Raw genomic sequence first — 17,218 nt, 5'->3', positions numbered from 1 at the left:
ATGGTTCAAGGGTCTGAACCTTTTCCATTCGCGCGTCGTCGTATAGGCGAAGGGGCAGCTGAAAGAGGGAGGTGGCTATGCCGTTGGATGAAGAGGTGGTGGCAGCGATCTACCGCGACCATGGCACGGCTCTGAAGCGCTTCGTTCTCAGCTGCACGTCCGACGCCCATCAAGCGGACGACGTCGTTCAGGAAACCATCCTCAAGGTATGGCAGCACGCCCCGCAGATCACGGGAAGTTTGCGCAGCTACCTTTTTCGGACGGCCCGCAACGTCATCATCGACAACTACAGGAAGGCCCAGCGCCGCCCTGCCGAGGCCGGCGAGCAAGACCTCCCGGACCATCCTGCAATGGAGCGCGTTGATGAACTCCTGAACAGGGTCCTCATGGAGGAAGCGTTGCTCCGCCTCAGTCACGAACACCGCCAGGTTTTGGTGGCCCTCCACTATCAAAGGTTCACCGTCATCGAGGCAGCGCTGCAGCTGAACATCCCGGCGGGAACCGTGAAATCCCGGGCTTTCTATGCTGTGAAAGCCCTCCGAACGATCCTTGATGAAATGGGGGTGGAACGATGAACGGCAACTCCGTACACCAGTTGCTGGGCGCCTATTTGCTGGGTGGGCTCGAGCCCGAGGAGGCACGCACGTTTGAGGACCACCTCGCCAAATGCGCTGAATGCCGCCACGGGTTGGAGGAATTGGAAAGCCTTCCAGCTTTGCTCGACGCCCTTCCCCCGGCTGACGCCGTCGCCCTCACTGTCGCTGGGGGTGCGAACACGCTCTTGACCCTGGAACCGAAACCTGGGTCGCTTCCCGAGAAGTACTTGGTGGACTTGTCGGTCCGCAGGCGGAAATCACGACGGCGGTGGGCGGCTCTGGTGGGCGCGCTTGCCGCTGCCTGCCTCGCGGTTGGCTTCCTCGCCGGGCCTGTTCTGAACCAGCCCCCGAAACCTGACGCAAGCTACTCGGTTCAGTCGGAAACCGGATTGCAGCTGACCGTGGGCATGGTGAAAAAGAACTGGGGCACCGAACTCGCCGTGGAGGGCCGGTCCATGCCGCTGGAAGGCACGCTCTACCTGTGGGTGAAGGGCCGGGACGGTGCCGAAGAACGCACGTGCGGATGGACGGCCACTCAGAGCGGCCGGGTCAAGATCACCGGTGCCACTCCGGTGCAGTTGGCTGGCATCGCGGGTGTTGAGCTTCGTGATGAAGCAGAGAAAACTGTGGCCTCGATTTCGGTGCCGTAAACCTTAGCCGTCCGTGTCCACTGTGCCCTGGGCACGTAGTTCCGCGACGAGGTCCTGGTCTTCGCAAGCCCGGGCGAACGCCTCAATCCGGCGCTCAATCTCCCTGCCCAGAAGCCAGCCCCCGATCCTCTCAGCCAGCGGCTTCACCAGGGCCGGGCGGCAGGAAAAGGTGTACTTCCAGACTGCCCGCGTGCCGCCGTCGTCCGGGGTGAACCGCCAGCCGCCGCCGAAATTCTCAAAAAACCAAGGCCCGGACACCATGGTCATACCCACGTTTCGTGGAGGAGTGTAAGAGACGTACTCGCTGACCATTTTCAGGCCCATGCGGGAGACAGTCCGCGTCCTGACGCCCTTGCCAGCCGATTTGGCCCCATCCAGAAAGGCTTGGGCGGAGATGAACGGATCCCATTTGAGCCTGAAAGCACCCGTGGTCTGGGAAAGGGCAAAAGCGGTCTCGGGATCCAGCCGGATCAGCCGCTCGGCACGTACCTGTGGCATTAGGACCCCTGCCCTGCGCCGAGTACAAGGAACACCATGAAGGCAACACCAAAGACGTTGACCGCCATGATCGCCAACCCGACGATTCCCGTGATGCGGCCCGCGTTCATGCGACCCGCCCGGAAGACGGCGAGCAACCCGCTGACCACAGCCACAATGGCCAACAGGACCGCGACCCCGGCCAGGATCAGTGCACCGAACCACCAAGCGTCGTTGCCTTGGTTGTAGCGGCTTATCGACGAGGCGATAGCCGCAATGCCCAAGGGAATGCTCACTACGGCCGCGACCGGGGAGAGGACAGCGGCAACAATGCTTGTGATGCCGGCGCCCAGGCCTCGTGTGCCGGACCGTTGTGGTTGCTGGTAGTAGTCGACCGGCGGCTGATAGCTCATGATTCCCCCAAAGTCCGTTGGTTAAAGCTTGCGGTACGTGAGGTCAAAGATCATGCGCCCGGCCTCGTGGGCTTTGTTTTCAAAGCTTGTCCGGATTCGGCCATCGAACCGGGGGGCCCAGCCGCCTTCTTCATCCACGCCCTGGTTCGGCCCGGTGTGCTCCGTGCTGACCGGGGCACGGCCTTCCCGGACGGGCGCACCGCCAACCACAGACTCGACGCCGGACTGCCACACCTGCGTCAGCGGGCTCTCCTCGCCGCTGCGCTCGCCTTCGTGCATGTTCTCGAACTCTGTGGACCCAGCCAACACTTCGCGGACGTGCACTGCATAGTTGGACCAGTCCGTTGCGATGCGCCAGTAGCCACCCTTTTCGAGTGCCTTGGCGGCTACTGAGGCGAACGCAGGCTGAATGAGGCGTCGCTTGTGGTGCCGGGCCTTGTGCCAGGGATCCGGGAAGAACACCCAGAGCTCGCTGACCGACCCCTCCGGGAGCATCGACTCGAGAACCTCTGGGGCGTTGGCTTCCACCACCCGCACGTTGGTCAGCCCACGGCTGTTGATCTTGATGATGGTGTTGGCCAAACCAGGTGTGTAGACCTCAACCGCAAGGAAGTCCTTGTCCGGGTTCTGCTCCGCGGCATGGACCACGGCGTCACCCAGGCCCGAACCGATCTCCACAATCAGGGGTGCCTTGCGCCCAAAGACAGCCTCGGCGTCGAAGCTGTAGTCCGGGTGCACCGAGGTGTTGGCAACATGGCGCGGCACCTGAATTGCCCAGCGCTCAGCGTGCTCTTCCCATGCGGCTTGCCTGCGTCCCTGCAGTCGGGTGCCACGGCGCACAAAGCTGACTGGCCGGCCACCGTAGGTACCGAAGGAGGCCTGGCTGCCGGGCGTGACTGGTCGCGGGGAATCTGGGGTTTCACTCATCCTTTCCAGAATACTTTGGTTGGGCGGGGTCGTTCGGCGAAGCCTGCTGAGTACGGGTAGTGGGCGCTCTTAGAAGAGGATCAGGTAAGGACGCGTTATCAATACCCAAAGGCCGATCGAGACCTCCAGTGCGACAACAGCCAAGCCGGACATGCCCATAAACCATGCCTTCGTGTGGCGTCCGCCGGGTGAGCGGCCTCTGGCCAAAACCATCGACGATATGCCCAGCACCAGTGCCACAAATCCGCAGGTGCACGGAAGGCTCCACACAATTGCAGGCACGACCCAAGCAAACCGGCCTGATGATGTAGCTGACCTCGTAAGGAGCGCCGCGAGGAGGGAGAAGGGAATGGTCACGTACCAGCACAACGGCGCAGCCAAAGAAAACACGACGCTTGCAATTCCTGTATTCATTCCCGGCGGCGGGGCCGGGGGAACGAGCACGTAACCCAGCGTGGGCTCATGACTCTCCATGGTGGGATGGCAAGGCTCAGGCGTTTTCTCCATGCCCTCAACGTTATGGACCGCCAAGCAACACAGACAGGGGTGATCAGCCCTATGTGGATAAACTGCACGGGGTGCCCAATGACTGGTCACATCCTGCCCAACAAGCCCGGATCAGGACTGGCTGACAGAATAGGACGGGTGACCTCCTCCAAGACGCCCGGCTACCGAGAGAAATCCGTTCTTCCCGATATTGCGGTGGACGCCGAGATCGACGATGAACCAGCCGCGGACCCCACGCAGCTCCGGGGCAAACGGGATCTCGTCTACCTGGGCATCTGCCTGGTACTGATTGGCCTGAATCTGCGGACGGTCTTCTCCAGCTTTTCCGCCGTGCTTCCGGAAATAACCTCCGACGCCGGCCTGCCGGGCTGGGCGCTGGTGGTCCTCACCACGGTGCCGGTGACCTTGCTGGGCGTCTTCGCACCCCTTGCTCCAATCCTCGCGCGCAGGTTCGGAGCAGAACGTGTGCTCCTTGGCGCCATGGCGGTCCTCACCGTAGGGCTGGTGCTCAGGCCCCTGGAGATCCCCGGGATGGGTCACCTGCCCGCACTTCTGGCCGGAACCGCGGCCTGCGGTGCCGCCATCGCACTGTGTAACGTCCTTCTCCCGGGCGTCGTCAAGCGGGATTTCCCACACCGCCTTGGCTTGATGGGCGGCCTATACACCACGGCGATCTGCGCTTCGGCGGCACTTGGAGCCGGCTTCACGTATCCGGTCTTTACGGCAACAGGCCACTGGACATCGGCGCTGTGGTTCTGGGCGGTGCCCGCCGCCGTCGTACTCATGCTCTTCCTGCCACTGGCAATCCGGCAGCCATCGGTCAAACACCAAGCGATCCACGGCGGCGTCAACGTGTGGCGTTCAGCCGTGGCCTGGCAGGTGACGCTGTTCATGGTGCTGCAGGCCATGATGTCGTTCAGCGTATTCGCATGGATGGCACCAATCCTGCGCGACCGGGGGATCGATGGCGGAACGGCGGGGCTGATCGTATCCGTTTCCATAGTGTTGCAGATGCTCGGCTCGCTGTTTGCCCCCGCCTTGGCCACGCGCTTCAAGGACCAGCGGATCATCAACATGGTGGTGGCGCTGATGACCGGCGGCGGTTTTGCTCTCACCATATTTGGTCCCACCGAGCTGATCTGGGTGTGGACCGGGCTGAATGGGCTGGGCCAGGGTTCGTTGACTGCTGTGGCCCTCACCATGATCATGGTCCGTACCCGCGACGCCCACACCGCGGCGCACCTGTCCGGGATGATGCAGGGCGTCGGATACGGCGTGGGTTCGCTTGGCACGCTGATGGTAGGCCAGCTCCACCAGGCTACGGGCGGGTTCGCGGCTGCTGGAATCCTGTTCCTGGTGGTCGGTTCCCTGGCAGCCTTCTTCGGGTATCGGGCCGGCCGCGACCGCTTCGTTTAACGTTGTGAGGCCCACTCTGCATCCCAAAAACCCAGGGAAGAGCGCAGAGCGGGCCTCGCAACGAATGCCGGAGTAGCTAGACGGTGAGGTCCTTGCCCTTTGTCTCCGGGATGGAGAACGCGAATGCGATGCCCACCAGCAGCAGGATCACGGCGTACACGTTGAACAGTTGAGCCTGCCCGATGCTGCCAAGCCACGTCTGCAGGTACGGAGCCGTGCCACCAAACGCAGCGACGCAGATGGAGTACGGAACACCCACGCCGATGGTGCGGATATGCGTCGGGAACAGTTCGGCGTAGACGGCAGGAACGATTGCGGCGCTACCGGCGATGAAGAACAGCATCACGGACATGGACACGGCAAGCTGCCACGGTGAGTCCTTGAGCAGCCACGTCATGGGGAAGTGCAGGAGCGCGGCGCCTGCAGCCGAACTGATGATCACGGGCTTGCGGCCGATGCGGTCGGACAATTTTCCCCAGAATGGCAGGGCGGCGATGAACACCACGTTGGCCACCACGCCTGCCCAGAGCGCTTCACCACGGTCCATTTTCAGCGTGGTCGCGGCGTAGCTAGGAGCTACAACACCCCAGATGTAGTAGACCACCGTCAGGCCAACAGTGAGGCCGATGACCTGCAGAGCCTGCTTGCGGTACTTCACGATCTGCGGCCAGATGGGCAGGCGCTTCTCAGTGGGCGCTTCAGCCTCGAAAGCTTCGGTTTCCTTCATCTTTGACCGCATGAACAGTGCGTAGACGCCCAGCGCGCCACCGATGAGGAACGGGATGCGCCAACCCCACGAGCTCATGTCGCCCTTGCTGAGGGTGGCAGTGAGAATGGCGCCCAGCAGCGTGCCGGCCAGGATGCCGGCCGTGCCGGAGGTGTAGATGAGGGTCGCCCAGAAGCCGCGGTGTTCCTTGGGCGCCATCTCGGACAAGTACGTTTGCGACGACGGCAACTCACCACCGTGGGCAAGGCCTTGGATGAGTCGGGCGATCAGCAGCATCACCGATGCGAAAACGCCTACGGACTCAAACGTCGGGGCAATGCCGATGAGCAGGCTGCCCACCGCGCCGAGGGCCACCGCCACCGTCATGGACGTCTTGCGTCCGATCCGGTCGCCGATCCAGCCGAACACGAAACCACCAAACGGACGGGCAACAAATCCGACGGCGAAGATCGCCAGAGTGGACAGCATGGCCGAGGTGGGGTCGGCGCTGCTGAACAAAGCGCTCGCGATAAACGGGGAGAACGTTGCATAAATGGCCCAGTCGTACCATTCAACGGCGTTGCCGATGCCGGTGCCAACCAGCGTGCGCATGTGCGACTTGTGGACCTTGACGTCGGGGGACGTTCCTACGGTGGTGGTCATGTGCTTCTCCAAGATCAGGCGGGCGGGGAGTTAGTTGCCGGCGAGGGCGGCGATACGGGACACGGCGAGTTCGGCGTACAGCGCGGCGCCGTCGGTGAGGACGCCGTCGTCGAACATTGCGTAGGGGGAGTGGTTGAACGGCGACGTCGCGTGGTCGGCGCCGGGGGCAACAGCACTGAGTCCCACAAAAGTGCCGGGGACTTCAGCCAGGACGCGGGAGAAGTCCTCGGAACCGCCCAGGGGAGTGGCCATCCGGCTGTGCCTGGATTCGCCGAACATGCCGGCGATGACCTTCTCCGCGGTGTTGGTCTCATCCTCGTTGTTGATGGTGAGGGGGTACTCCTCCTGGTAGTGCACATCCGCCTCCAAACCATGGGCTGCGGCGATGCCGTGGAGCAGCCTGGGTACTGCTTCCATCATCTTCCGCCGCGACTCCTCTGAGAAGGTCCTGATGGTGGCTTCGATCCGTGCGGTCTCAGGGATGACGTTCCGCTTGGTGCCCGCGTGCAGGACGCCGACGGTGAGGACCACTGGATCAAACACGTTGAACTGACGCGTGACCATCACCTGAAGTGCAGTGACCATCTCGGCAGCGGCCGTGACGGGGTCTTTGGCGGAGTGCGGGGCTGAGCCGTGACCGCCTGCGCCCAGTACTGTGACAACCAGGCCGGCTGAGGAACTGAGCATGACGCCCGGCTTGGTGACGAACTGGCCGTGGGGTTCCAGCGCGGAGAACACGTGCATTCCGTAGGCAGTGTCCGCGCGGCGGCCCGCTGCATCCAGGACGCCTTCCTTGATCATGTAGCTCGCGCCGTCGAAGCCCTCCTCGCCGGGCTGGAACATGAGGATGACGTCCCCTGCCAACTGGTCCTTACGCTCCGCCAGCAACGTGGCGGCGCCGGCCAGCATGGCGGTGTGGAGGTCATGGCCGCAGGCATGCATCGCCCCGTCCACACGGGAGGTGTAGTCCACGCCTGTGGTTTCCTGGATGGGGAGGCCATCCATGTCTGCGCGCAGCAACACCACAGGCTTCTCAGCTGTTGAATGAGCCGCACCGCCGCGCAGGACTGCTGTGACCGACGTCGTTTCCTTGCCGAGCGTGATCTCATAGGGCAGACCGTCCAGCGCCTTGAGCACTTTTTCCTGCGTGCGGGGGAGCTGCAGGCCGATTTCCGGTTCGCGGTGAAGATCGTGGCGCAGGCGGACGATGTCCTCCTGAAGTTCCTTGGCATCAGCGGCGATAGTCATGAGTTCTCCTGGTCTTTCCGAGGTGACTGGTTGCTAATGCCATTCTGAGGTGACGTGCTTCACAAGCTCAGAAACAACTGGAAATATGCACGAATGTCTATTTGCAAGCAGCAATCATGCATCAATCTGCCAGACTGTACCTATGGAACTCAGCGAGGAAGATCTCCGTCTGGTCAACACCCTGCAGATCTCACCCCGGATCAGCTGGTCCGACGCCGGCGACGTCCTGGGCGTTCATGCCACCACACTGGCCTCCCGATGGGAACGCCTCAAAGGAGCCGGCGCCGCGTGGACCACCGCCCACCTCATGGGAGACCCCAAGGACATGTGCCTGGCCATGGTGGACATCGATTGCGAAATGCACCTCAGGCCGGACGTCACCTCCGCAGTGGCCCAGCTCCCGGAGGTCATCACCGTTGAAGAAGCGGCCAGCAACCGTGACCTCACCCTGACCGTCATCACCCGGGACCTGGGACAGTTCAGCACCGAAGTATTGCCCAAACTCAAGGAAATCAGGGGGCTCACCAAGTACCACACGTCCCTCTGCACGCGGATCCACACCAGCGGTTACGCCTGGCGCCTCAACGTCCTCAGCAAAGCCGAACAGCAAGCGATCAGGGCGCTCGCCGGAGCCGAATCAACACAATCAACCCACGACGCCCCGGTACTCCCGCTCCCCGAAAACCACTTGGCGCTCATCCCGTTCCTGGCCAGGGACGGCCGCGCCACGGCAGCAGAAATCGCCCGGGCCTTGGGCAGAAACCCCGCCACCGTCCAACGTCAACTGGGCAGGGTCCTGAACAGCCGCATGCTGTCCTTCCGCTGCGAAGTTGCCCAACAATTCTCCGGCTTCCCCATCACCGTCCAATGGTTCGCCAACGTTCCCGCAGGAGAGCACCAAGCCGCAGCCACGGAAATGCGCGCCATCCGCAATGTCCGTTTCGCCGCATCCACCACAGGCCGGACCAACTTCACCATGATCATGTGGCTGCGCTCGCTGGCCGACGTCATGGAAATGGAGCTCACCATCCAGCAGCGGATCCCGGGCATCGAACTGGTGGAAAGCGTGGTCATGCTGAACACGGCAAAACGGGTGGGATGGATGCTGAATCCGGACTCCACCGCCACAGGGACCGTTGTGGCGCCGTACGGGGAGCTGCTGCCGGCAGGAATTTAGGCGTGCTTGGTGGCCCTCAGAACCGTGTCCAAGGTGGTACCGGACTCGCCGTTGGGGCCAGTGACGGTCCGTGCGCGGTCAGTGAGGACGTTGACAAACCACGGCTCACGATCCAGCCGCAAAGCACCCGCCAATTGTTCAGGCGTAAAGAACATGCCCGAATCGTGGTGGTGGCTCCACGAAGGGAGGCCATGCGGGTGATGTCCCACCACCAGCAATGTTCCCCCGGGTGCCACGGCCGCAGCGGCCGAAGCCACCGAATCACGCCACGGAAGGAGCGGGGAGTGAAGGAACTGGGCGGAAACCAGATCGAAAACCGGCTCGGGATCCCATTCGGTGAGGTCCTGCTGCTGCCAGGTGATCCGATCCCCGTGGCTGGTTTCCGCTGCGTGCGCGGCCGCCCGTTCAAGCGCGACGGCGGAGACGTCCATGGCCGTGACTGTCCAGCCTTGTGCGGCGAGCCAGATAGCGTCAGCGCCTTCACCGCAGCCGAGGTCGAGGGCTCTTCCGGGCTTCAAGTCCTTGGCTTCTGCAACCAGCTGTGGATTCGGGTTTCCGCTCCACACTTTGGGACGCTCGCGGTACATGCCGTCCCACATGTCCACGGCATTGTCTGCGTCCTCGTGGAGGTTCAGGCCGCTCTGCTGAGCGCCTTCATGGGTGTGTTGACCGTGTAGGTGAGTGGCGGCGTCGTGCGCGTGTTCCGTCATAACCCAAGCGTGCCGCGACGCTGCGGTGAAAGGCAATGCCTGTTGCTATTCCGGCAAAGTCCAACGCTGGGCGCCGGCACCGGAGGCCCCGAGTTCGTCCGAAGGGTTCTGCAGCGTACAGGATTTCAGGCTGAGGCAACCGCAGCCGATACACCCGTCGAGGTCGTTTCGCAGATGCTGCAGAGCGGCGATCCGCTCGTCCAATTCTTTGCGCCATCGCAACGACAACCTGGACCAGTCGCGCTTGGTGGGCGTGCGGCCATCCGGTAGGGATTCCAGTGCCTCCCGGATGTCTTTTAGGGGCAAGCCCACCCGTTGGGAGGTTTTGATAAACGCGACCCGTCGCAGTGTGTCGCGCCGATAACGCCTCTGGTTGCCAGCCGTTCGCTCGGCCTCGATGAGCCCGTTCCGTTCGTAGAAATGAAGGGCCGACGCCGATACTCCACTCCGTTCGGACAGCTCACCAATAGTGAGTGGCCGGTGCGTTTCGACTGGCGGCATGGCGTTCTTCCGGATACTGGGGTGGTGGATTGACCTCAACATTAGTTGAGGTTCTAGGCTGACGTCCATGACCTCTGACACCTCAACGGCCGGGATACTGCGCCGCCCATACCTGCTTGCCACCGTGGGGGCGTGCGCGCTCGTCTTCCTGAGCGCGTTCGAGTCCCTTGCGGTGACCACCATCATGCCGCTCGTCAGCCGCGACCTGGACGGAGCCAGTCTCTACGCGCTGGCCTTCGCTGGGCCGCTGGCTACCGGCGTGATGGGCATGGTGGCGGCAGGCAACTGGTCTGACCGTCGTGGTCCGGCAGCACCGTTGTACTCCTCCGTGGCATTGTTCGTGGCTGGCCTGCTGATCGCCGGTACGGCCGGGACCATGGAGATGCTGGTGCTCGGGCGGTTGGTGCAGGGGCTCGGTGGCGGCGCGATGACCGTGGCCCTCTATGTATTGGTTGCCCGCGTGTACCCGCCTGTGCTGCATCCGAAGATCTTCGCCGCCTTCGCCGCGTCCTGGGTGGTTCCTTCCCTGGTGGGTCCATTCGCGGCCGGTGTGGTGGCCCAGCTGAGCAGTTGGCATTGGGTCTTCCTCGGCGTTGTGGGCCTGGTGGTTCCGGCCTTACTGATGGTGGTGCCGGCTGTGCGTGGGATGAACTCCGAGCCCGCTGCCGAGCCCGTTCCTTGGGCCTTCGGCCGGATGGGGTGGGCGGCGCTCGCCGCCGTCGCTGTCCTCGGACTGAACCTGTCCGCGGAGGTGCCCGGCTTCGGTGGGGTGATTGCCGTCGTCGCGCTTGTCATCGCTTTGGTGGCGGTACGCCCGTTGGTCCCCCGCGGGACCCTCACTGCCCGGCGGGGCCTGCCCAGTGTGATCCTGGTCCGGGGGCTGGCGTCGGCGGCGTTCTTCGGGGCCGAGGTGTACTTGCCGTACCTGCTGACTGAGCGCTACGCGTTCACGCCCACGTTCGCCGGGCTGACACTGACCGGAGCCGCGCTGGCCTGGGCTGGGGCATCGGCGATCCAGGGGCGGCTCGGTGCGCGGTTGGCTGACGATCTCGCCGTCAAGATCGGAGCCGCGCTGGTGCTGGTAGCCGTGATCTCCACGCTGGTGACTGCGGCGTTTAGCCTGCCCGCGGCAGTTGCCATCGCTGGTTGGATCCTTGCCGGTGGCGGCATGGGGCTCATGTACCCGAGGCTGTCCGTGATGACGCTGGCACTCTCCACTGAGGAAAACCAGGGCTTCAACAGTGCGGCCATGTCCATCTCCGACTCCCTCGGCGGCGCGCTGTCCCTCGCAGCCACCGGACTTGTGTTCGCGGCATTTACGACGACGAATTCGTTTGCGGGGGTCTTCGCACTGACGGCGATCATCGCCGTCGTCGGGGTAGTCATCGCGCCGAGGGTCGCGGCCCGGGCAGCCCGGACCGGTAAGGGGCGGGCGGCTGGGACGGGTATGGGTGAGCCGGGTATGGGTGAGCCGGGTGGTGGAACGGGCGCCCCGGACACACAACCCGAGCTCACGCACCACTCCTAACTCGTTGTGGGGCCCGCTCTGCAGGGTATTGCCGCCTGGAAGGGTGCAGATCGGGCCTCGCAACGCAGGGTGGACTCGTTGTGGGGCCCGCTCTGCAGGGTATTGCCGCCCGGAAGGGTGTAGATCGGGCCTCGCAACGCAGGTCTGACCAACCCCGATGCGGGCCCGCGGGAGAAACACTGCTAAGCTAGGAACACTTGATGTGCGGTGACGCCCTGAAGCAGGTGGCCTGACAGGCTACGCGGCAGGGCATTTTTCATGTGAGAGGCACATCCTGCGTCGATGAACGCGTTCCATTTGGTCCCGGCCACCGCTGTTGAAGCGAACCGGTAGACCACCTGACTTTTCCTCGGCGAACCCCTGGCCCAACCGGCGTCGGGGGCCGATGTCCGCAACTGGACACCGCCCGAAAGACATGAAGTTTATGACTACTTTTGCTGCCCTTGGCACGCCCAAGCCCATTGCCGAATCCCTTGCCGCAGACGGCATCGAAGAGGCATTCCCCATACAGGTGAAGACCCTCCCGGATACGCTCGCAGGCCGCGACGTCCTGGGCCGGGGCCGCACCGGCTCCGGCAAGACCATCGCTTTCGCTATCCCGCTCGTGGCCCGCTTGGCCGAGCGAGAAGCAAAGCATTTCCGCAAGCCGGGCCGCCCCATGGGCCTCGTCCTTGCCCCGACGCGTGAACTGGCAACCCAGATCAACGCCACCATCGAGCCGCTGGCCAAGGCCATGGGCCTGAACACCACGGTCATCTACGGCGGCATCTCCCAGGCACGCCAGGAAAAGGCGCTGCGCGCCGGCGTCGACATCGTCATCGCCTGCCCGGGCCGCCTCGAAGACCTGATCCGCCAGCGCATCCTGACCCTCGAAGCCGTTGAGGTCACCGTGCTGGACGAGGCCGACCACATGGCCGACCTGGGCTTCCTCCCGGTGGTCAAGAAGCTTATGGACATGACCCCCACCCAGGGTCAGCGCCTGCTCTTCTCGGCGACGCTGGACAACGGTGTTGACAAGCTGGTCAACCGTTACCTGTCCAACCCGCTGACGCACTCCGTAGACGATCCCCAAGCCGCCGTCACCACCATGGAACACCACGTCCTGGTGGTCAACGACCAGACCGTCAAGAAGCAGCTCATCGTTGAACTGGCCTCCGGCGCCGGCCGCCGCGTCCTCTTCATGCGGACCAAGCACCACGCCCGCAAGCTTGCCAAGACCCTCACCGACGCCGGCATCCCCGCCGTCGACCTCCACGGCAACCTGTCGCAGAACGCCCGCGACCGTAACCTTGCCGAGTTCTCCAACGGTGACGTTCGCGTCCTGGTGGCCACCGACGTCGCGGCCCGCGGCGTACACGTTGACGACGTCGAACTCGTCATCCACGTGGACCCGCCCACAGAGCACAAGGCTTACCTGCACCGCTCCGGCCGCACGGCCCGCGCCGGTTCCGATGGCACCGTTGTGACCCTGACGCTCCCCGAGCAGCAGAGCGACGTCAAGAAGCTCATGAAGGCCGCCGGCGTTGACGTGAATTTTGAACGCGTAACGGCCAGCTCACCCTTGGTTTCAAAGCTCGTGGGCGACATCGCGGACAAGGTTGATCCCCGCACCCGTGCGGCTCTCCTCGCTGCGAAAGCCCAGCAGGGTGGCGGCACGTCCACCGGCGCCAACGCCCAGCGCAAGCGCGCACGCCGATCCACTCAGGCTGCTCCCACCGCTGGTGGCCGCGGCGGTCGCAACGGTCGCGGCAAGGTTGGGGCTGAGCCTGTTCGTACGGACACCAACCGTGCAGATCGCCGCGCAGCAATGAACGACGACGTCGCCCGCAGCCCCCGTGGTCGCGGCAAGGCCGGCGCTACTCACCGCAATGACGTTCCCGGCTCGCAGGGGCAGAACGGCCGCAGCGGACGTCCGGCTACCGGACAGCGCTCAGCTTCGGCTCCGCGCACGGCATCCACCACGAGCACCCGTACCGGGGGAAACAAGGCTGTTTGGTCTTCCGCAACGGGCGCTACGTCCGGCGGATCCTACGGCTCGGGTGCCTCAGGCAACTCCGGTCGAGGTGGTTCCGGTGCGGGTCGTCCGGCACGCAGCGGTCCCCGTCGCGCATCGGCGCCCGCATCGAACGAGCGTCGCGGCCGCTAACGCTCCTGTTGTGAGGCCCGCTTTGCACCTTATCCCTGTGGAATAGCGTGTAGAGCAGGCCCCGCAACACGTGGACCTGACGTTGTGAGGCCCGCTTTGCACCTTATCCCTGTGGAATAGCGTGTAGAGCAGGCCCCGCAAGTTACCAGCCTCGGGCGCGCCACTCTTCAAGGTGTGGCCGCTCGGCGCCGAGGGTCGTGGGCAATCCATGGCCCGGGTGCACCAGGGTTTCGTCCGGATAAGCGTCGAACAGCCGCTCCGACACGTCGTTCATCAGAGAAGTGAAACGTGACGGATCGTTCTGTGTGTTGCCGACGCCTCCCGGAAATAACGAGTCTCCACTGAAAATGTGGGCGGGCCCGTCAGGATCCTGGTACACGAAAGCGATCGAGCCGGGGGTGTGTCCACGCAAGTGGATTGCCGTGATCTCGAAGCCATCGAACTGCTCAACGTCGCCGTGACCCAGCCGGACGTCCACTGGAACCGGCAACGCATCGGCGTCGTCCGCTCCCGCTGACGTGCTTGCCCCGGTGACTTCCACCAGTTCCGCAAGCGCCCGGACGTGATCCCAGTGCTGGTGGGTGGTGGCAATCCTGGCGAGCTTCGGCGTGGCGACCGTATCTGCGGTGCTGTCTTCGAGTAGTTGCTGGATGGCCGGAAGGTCATCTGCAGCGTCGATCAACAACTGCGTACCCGTGGACTTTGAAGTCAACAGGTATACGTTGTTGTTCATCTCGCTGACGGAGATGCTGCGGATAGTGACGTCGCGCAAGGAGTGAATTAGCGAATCCATCGTGTCAGTCTATGCAGTTGCCGGATTGGCTTCGCGACCCTGCGAGACCCAGTTGGGGTCGGCAGAGCGTGAACCCACGACGGCGGCCGCAGCTTGGCCGAGCCTCTCAAGCTGCGCTGTTCCCAGGTGCAGGGACAGCGCCCCAAGGTTCTCGTCGATCCGGTGCGTCTTGCGCGTGCCGGGGATGGGGACCACCGAAATCCCGAGGCGCTGACCTTGGGTAAACAGCCAGGCCAGGGCTACCTGGGCCGGAGTTGCATCCAGCCCGCTGGCTACCTCGCGGACCGCGGCCACTACGGCCTGGTTCGCATCAAGTGCCTCGTCACCAAAACGGGGGATCTTATGACGGAAGTCGTTTTCGCCAAGGTCGCTCGCGCTGACGGTTCCCGTAAGGAATCCGCGGCCAAGCGGCGAATATGGCACGAACCCGACGCCAAGTTCCTTGGCTGCAGGTACGACGTTGAGCTCAACATCCCTGCTCCAGATCGACCATTCGCTCTGGACTGCGGCAATGGGATGGACGGCGTTGGCCTGCCTGAGCTCCTCGGCTGTCACTTCAGACAGTCCGAGGTGCCGGACCTTGCCCTCTCGGACCAGCTCCGCCATGGCCTCCACGGTTTCCACTATCGGAACGCGGAGGTCACGGCGGTGCATGTAGTAGAGGTCAATCACGTCAGTGTCCAAGCGGCGGAGGCTCGCTTCCGCCGCTTGCCTGATGTAAGGCGCATCCCCGCGGACTCCCGTGTACCCGTCCGCGGGGTTGCCCTCAATTCCGAACTTCGTGGCCACTTGGACCTCGTCGCGTCGCTCCTTCAAGAGCCGGCCCACGAGTTCCTCGTTGGTTCCTGCTCCGTACACATCCGCGGTGTCGATGAACGTGATACCCGCGTCCACTGCGTGCCTGAGTGTCTGCAGGCCTTCCTCGGGATCGATTCCGCCGTAAACCGGGGTGAGGGCCATTCCCCCGAAGCCGAGGGGGCTGACCTTGAGGCCGTCGCCGAGCTGAACTGCAGTCATGAACTTCTCCAATGCGCGTTTGGTTGCTCTTGAAGGCGTGAACTCAGTAGTTGGCGTGGGTATTCCTGTATGAAGTCCGATTCGATGGCTTGCTGCGCATTCGATGGTAGGAGACGTCTAATGCGCAGCGCCCCATCGAATCGGAGCGCCTGCGGCACGGCTACTCGGGCTTGGCTACAGGCTTGTCAGTGGGCAGGGCCTTCAACCCGGCAGCACAGCCCACAATTCCAGCGATGAAAAGCAGCTTCAGCGGGCTCGCGGATTCCACACCCGTGATCATGGCCCAGCCAACTGTCAGCGCAGCACCGATACCCACCCACACAGCGTAGGCAGTGCCGAGGGGGATCCGCTTCACTGCGATGCCCAGTCCGAGCATGCTCAGGACGGCAGTGATGGCGAATACCACAGTGGGCATGAGCTGCGTAAAGCCGTCGGAGAGGCCCAAAGCTGTGGCCCATACGGCTTCGAGCAGTGCTGACGCCAAGAGGATGACCCAGAAGATTCCGTTGCCGGAGTTGCCGGAGTTGCTGGAGTTCAGAGTGTTCTCAGTCATGGCTACGCCACCACCTTCAGGCCAACTACACATGCGCCGATGCCCGCAAGCAAAAGCAGCCGGGCCGTCGTCGCGCGTTCAACTTTGGTGACCATCGCATACGTGGCAGTCAGTACGACGCCGACACCAACCCACACTGCGTAGGCAGTGCCCGTGGGGATGGATTGCATCGCGATGGCGAGCCCACCCATGCTGGCCACCACGGACACCAGGAACACAATGGTGGGGGCGGGTTTACGGAAGCCCTTGGAACGGTGGAGCGCTGCGGCCCATACGGCTTCGAGTGCTCCGGAGAGAATGAGAATTAACCACGACATGACATTTCCTTTGGCCAGTCTTGTCGCGTGCCGGGTACTGAACCGTCGTCCGGAGGTTCCAGAGGGGAACCTTCATTTCAGGCTAGCAACTCCCGGCCGGGGTGGCCACTTCTGGTGGTTAACGTCACCACATCAAGCGTGCGACGGCTCCACGTGGTCGATCGAGATCACTGCCACGAAACCCCGTCCTGAGATCTCCGGGCTGCGGCTATCCGAACCGACCACGGCGTCGTATCGGGACAACTCGACCGGTTCACCGGCGCTCGGTGCCGGGCCGCCGCCGTCGGGCTCTTCCTCCACTCCCGACTCTTCCTCCACAGCGGCGCCGGGCGCAACGGTCGCCTTGCCCTCGAGCAGGATGGCCAACTGGCCCTCGAAGACAGGGTGTGCGCGTTTCTTGGAGATCTCGACTATGGAGGTGTAGCCCTTGAAAGCGCCTTCGCGTGCGATGACGTTCAAATCCCGGATGTCGCCGGTTGGGAGAGCGGCTGATGACGCGGCTTCTCCCGAGAAGCGGAACGGACGGTACTTCTCCAGGGGGTGCTCGGAGCCATCCACTGTGAGGAGGAGCAGTTCGCCGTCGATGATGGTGATGACGCGTTCCATCCCCGGGAACGTCGAGAACTCTCCCGCCTTGGATACGTCGGCGATGCTGACTCGCCAATCCCAGGCATTGTCCTGCGCCGATGCGGCCTTCGGGTGGCTGGCGAGTTCGCGCGTCACACCGCCCCCATTGCGCCACGGTTCGGGACGGATGTCGGCAAAGCGGATAATCTCCATCCGACCAGCCTAGTGGTGGACGCCGCTTCTGCGCTGGCATTGCGGCTTGCTAACGTCATATGTGGAAAACGTTGTGACAACGGCTGGAGGCGC

At 63.5% G+C, this 17,218-nt stretch carries 19 protein-coding genes and 1 riboswitch; of the genes, 6 read left to right on the top strand and 13 right to left on the bottom strand.

Annotated features, from left to right (window positions below; genetic code table 11):
• Nucleotides 1-77 precede the first annotated feature (77 nt).
• Together A477_RS0116195 and A477_RS0116190 are read left to right on the top strand one after the other, a co-directional pair.
• Nucleotides 78-575, top strand: a complete 498-nt coding sequence (locus A477_RS0116195; RefSeq protein ID WP_017199988.1) for a sigma-70 family RNA polymerase sigma factor — start codon at nucleotides 78-80, stop codon at nucleotides 573-575.
• Entirely contained in the window at nucleotides 572-1,246 is a 675-nt protein-coding gene (locus A477_RS0116190; RefSeq protein WP_017199987.1) for an anti-sigma factor family protein, read from the top strand. The genes A477_RS0116195 and A477_RS0116190 overlap by 4 nt, the downstream gene beginning before the upstream one ends.
• Nucleotides 1,247-1,249: 3 nt before the next feature.
• Here the strand turns inward: A477_RS0116190 and A477_RS0116185 are convergent, their stop codons facing one another.
• The 4 genes from A477_RS0116185 to A477_RS23755 form a co-directional block, all read right to left on the bottom strand.
• Complete coding sequence (locus A477_RS0116185; protein ID WP_017199986.1) at nucleotides 1,250-1,744, bottom strand: type II toxin-antitoxin system RatA family toxin; 495 nt, start codon at nucleotides 1,742-1,744, stop codon at nucleotides 1,250-1,252.
• The gene (locus A477_RS0116180) at nucleotides 1,744-2,136 is read right to left on the bottom strand and encodes a hypothetical protein (RefSeq protein WP_017199985.1); all 393 of its coding nucleotides are present in this window, start codon (nucleotides 2,134-2,136) and stop codon (nucleotides 1,744-1,746) included. The genes A477_RS0116185 and A477_RS0116180 overlap by 1 nt, the downstream gene beginning before the upstream one ends.
• A gap of 21 nt (nucleotides 2,137-2,157) precedes the next feature.
• Entirely contained in the window at nucleotides 2,158-3,063 is a 906-nt protein-coding gene (gene trmB, locus A477_RS0116175) for a tRNA (guanosine(46)-N7)-methyltransferase TrmB (RefSeq protein WP_017199984.1), read from the bottom strand.
• A 69-nt stretch (nucleotides 3,064-3,132) separates the two neighbouring features.
• A complete protein-coding gene (locus A477_RS23755; RefSeq protein WP_157367109.1) occupies nucleotides 3,133-3,570 on the bottom strand; it encodes a hypothetical protein in 438 nt (145 codons plus the stop codon).
• Nucleotides 3,571-3,708: 138 nt separating this feature from the next.
• Here A477_RS23755 and A477_RS0116160 point away from each other — a divergent pair, with 138 nt between their 5' ends.
• Nucleotides 3,709-4,986, top strand: coding sequence for a CynX/NimT family MFS transporter (locus A477_RS0116160; protein ID WP_026005696.1), 1,278 nt, complete (start codon nucleotides 3,709-3,711; stop codon nucleotides 4,984-4,986).
• 76 nt (nucleotides 4,987-5,062) lie between these two features.
• On the opposite strand, the gene A477_RS0116155 is transcribed toward A477_RS0116160, so the two are convergent.
• Both A477_RS0116155 and A477_RS0116150 read right to left on the bottom strand, forming a co-directional pair.
• On the bottom strand, nucleotides 5,063-6,355 hold the full coding sequence (locus A477_RS0116155; protein ID WP_020372831.1) for an MFS transporter: 1,293 nt from the start codon (nucleotides 6,353-6,355) through the stop codon (nucleotides 5,063-5,065).
• Nucleotides 6,356-6,385: 30 nt separating this feature from the next.
• Complete coding sequence (locus A477_RS0116150) at nucleotides 6,386-7,603, bottom strand: M20 metallopeptidase family protein (protein ID WP_017199979.1); 1,218 nt, start codon at nucleotides 7,601-7,603, stop codon at nucleotides 6,386-6,388.
• A 142-nt stretch (nucleotides 7,604-7,745) separates the two neighbouring features.
• Here A477_RS0116150 and A477_RS0116145 point away from each other — a divergent pair, with 142 nt between their 5' ends.
• Entirely contained in the window at nucleotides 7,746-8,780 is a 1,035-nt protein-coding gene (locus A477_RS0116145) for an Lrp/AsnC family transcriptional regulator (protein WP_017199978.1), read from the top strand.
• Here A477_RS0116145 and A477_RS0116140 read toward each other — a convergent pair.
• On the bottom strand, nucleotides 8,777-9,490 hold the full coding sequence (locus tag A477_RS0116140) for an SAM-dependent methyltransferase (protein ID WP_502685503.1): 714 nt from the start codon (nucleotides 9,488-9,490) through the stop codon (nucleotides 8,777-8,779). The two genes, A477_RS0116145 and A477_RS0116140, sit on opposite strands and share 4 nt — an antisense overlap.
• Before the next feature lie 45 nt (nucleotides 9,491-9,535).
• Entirely contained in the window at nucleotides 9,536-10,060 is a 525-nt protein-coding gene (gene soxR, locus A477_RS0116135; RefSeq protein ID WP_017199976.1) for a redox-sensitive transcriptional activator SoxR, read from the bottom strand.
• Between soxR and A477_RS0116130 the strand changes: the two genes are divergently transcribed.
• Together A477_RS0116130 and A477_RS0116125 are read left to right on the top strand one after the other, a co-directional pair.
• The gene (locus A477_RS0116130) at nucleotides 10,059-11,519 is read left to right on the top strand and encodes an MFS transporter (protein WP_017199975.1); all 1,461 of its coding nucleotides are present in this window, start codon (nucleotides 10,059-10,061) and stop codon (nucleotides 11,517-11,519) included. The genes soxR and A477_RS0116130 overlap by 2 nt on opposite strands.
• 424 nt (nucleotides 11,520-11,943) lie before the next feature.
• Nucleotides 11,944-13,665, top strand: a complete 1,722-nt coding sequence (locus A477_RS0116125; protein ID WP_026005694.1) for a DEAD/DEAH box helicase — start codon at nucleotides 11,944-11,946, stop codon at nucleotides 13,663-13,665.
• Between the two features lie 142 nt (nucleotides 13,666-13,807).
• Here A477_RS0116125 and A477_RS0116120 read toward each other — a convergent pair whose 3' ends face one another.
• The 5 genes from A477_RS0116120 to A477_RS0116100 form a co-directional block, all read right to left on the bottom strand.
• Nucleotides 13,808-14,458, bottom strand: a complete 651-nt coding sequence (locus A477_RS0116120; protein WP_017199973.1) for an MBL fold metallo-hydrolase — start codon at nucleotides 14,456-14,458, stop codon at nucleotides 13,808-13,810.
• A 9-nt stretch (nucleotides 14,459-14,467) separates the two neighbouring features.
• Complete coding sequence (locus A477_RS0116115; protein ID WP_026005693.1) at nucleotides 14,468-15,475, bottom strand: aldo/keto reductase; 1,008 nt, start codon at nucleotides 15,473-15,475, stop codon at nucleotides 14,468-14,470.
• Nucleotides 15,476-15,635: 160 nt separating this feature from the next.
• Nucleotides 15,636-16,028: a DMT family transporter gene (locus A477_RS0116110; RefSeq protein ID WP_017199971.1), complete on the bottom strand. Its 393-nt coding sequence runs from the start codon at nucleotides 16,026-16,028 to the stop codon at nucleotides 15,636-15,638.
• A gap of 2 nt (nucleotides 16,029-16,030) precedes the next feature.
• Nucleotides 16,031-16,345, bottom strand: a complete 315-nt coding sequence (locus A477_RS0116105; RefSeq protein ID WP_017199970.1) for a DMT family transporter — start codon at nucleotides 16,343-16,345, stop codon at nucleotides 16,031-16,033.
• A 9-nt stretch (nucleotides 16,346-16,354) separates the two neighbouring features.
• Nucleotides 16,355-16,420: riboswitch (guanidine-III (ykkC-III) riboswitch) on the bottom strand.
• A gap of 57 nt (nucleotides 16,421-16,477) precedes the next feature.
• On the bottom strand, nucleotides 16,478-17,125 hold the full coding sequence (locus A477_RS0116100; RefSeq protein ID WP_017199969.1) for a HutD/Ves family protein: 648 nt from the start codon (nucleotides 17,123-17,125) through the stop codon (nucleotides 16,478-16,480).
• Nucleotides 17,126-17,218 lie beyond the last annotated feature (93 nt).

Origin of the sequence: Arthrobacter sp. M2012083, from assembly GCF_000281065.1 — a bacterium.
Lineage (GTDB): Bacteria > Actinomycetota > Actinomycetes > Actinomycetales > Micrococcaceae > Arthrobacter.
The sequence above is the reverse complement of the archived record's forward strand: the minus strand, read 5'-3'. Positions and strand labels throughout refer to the sequence as shown.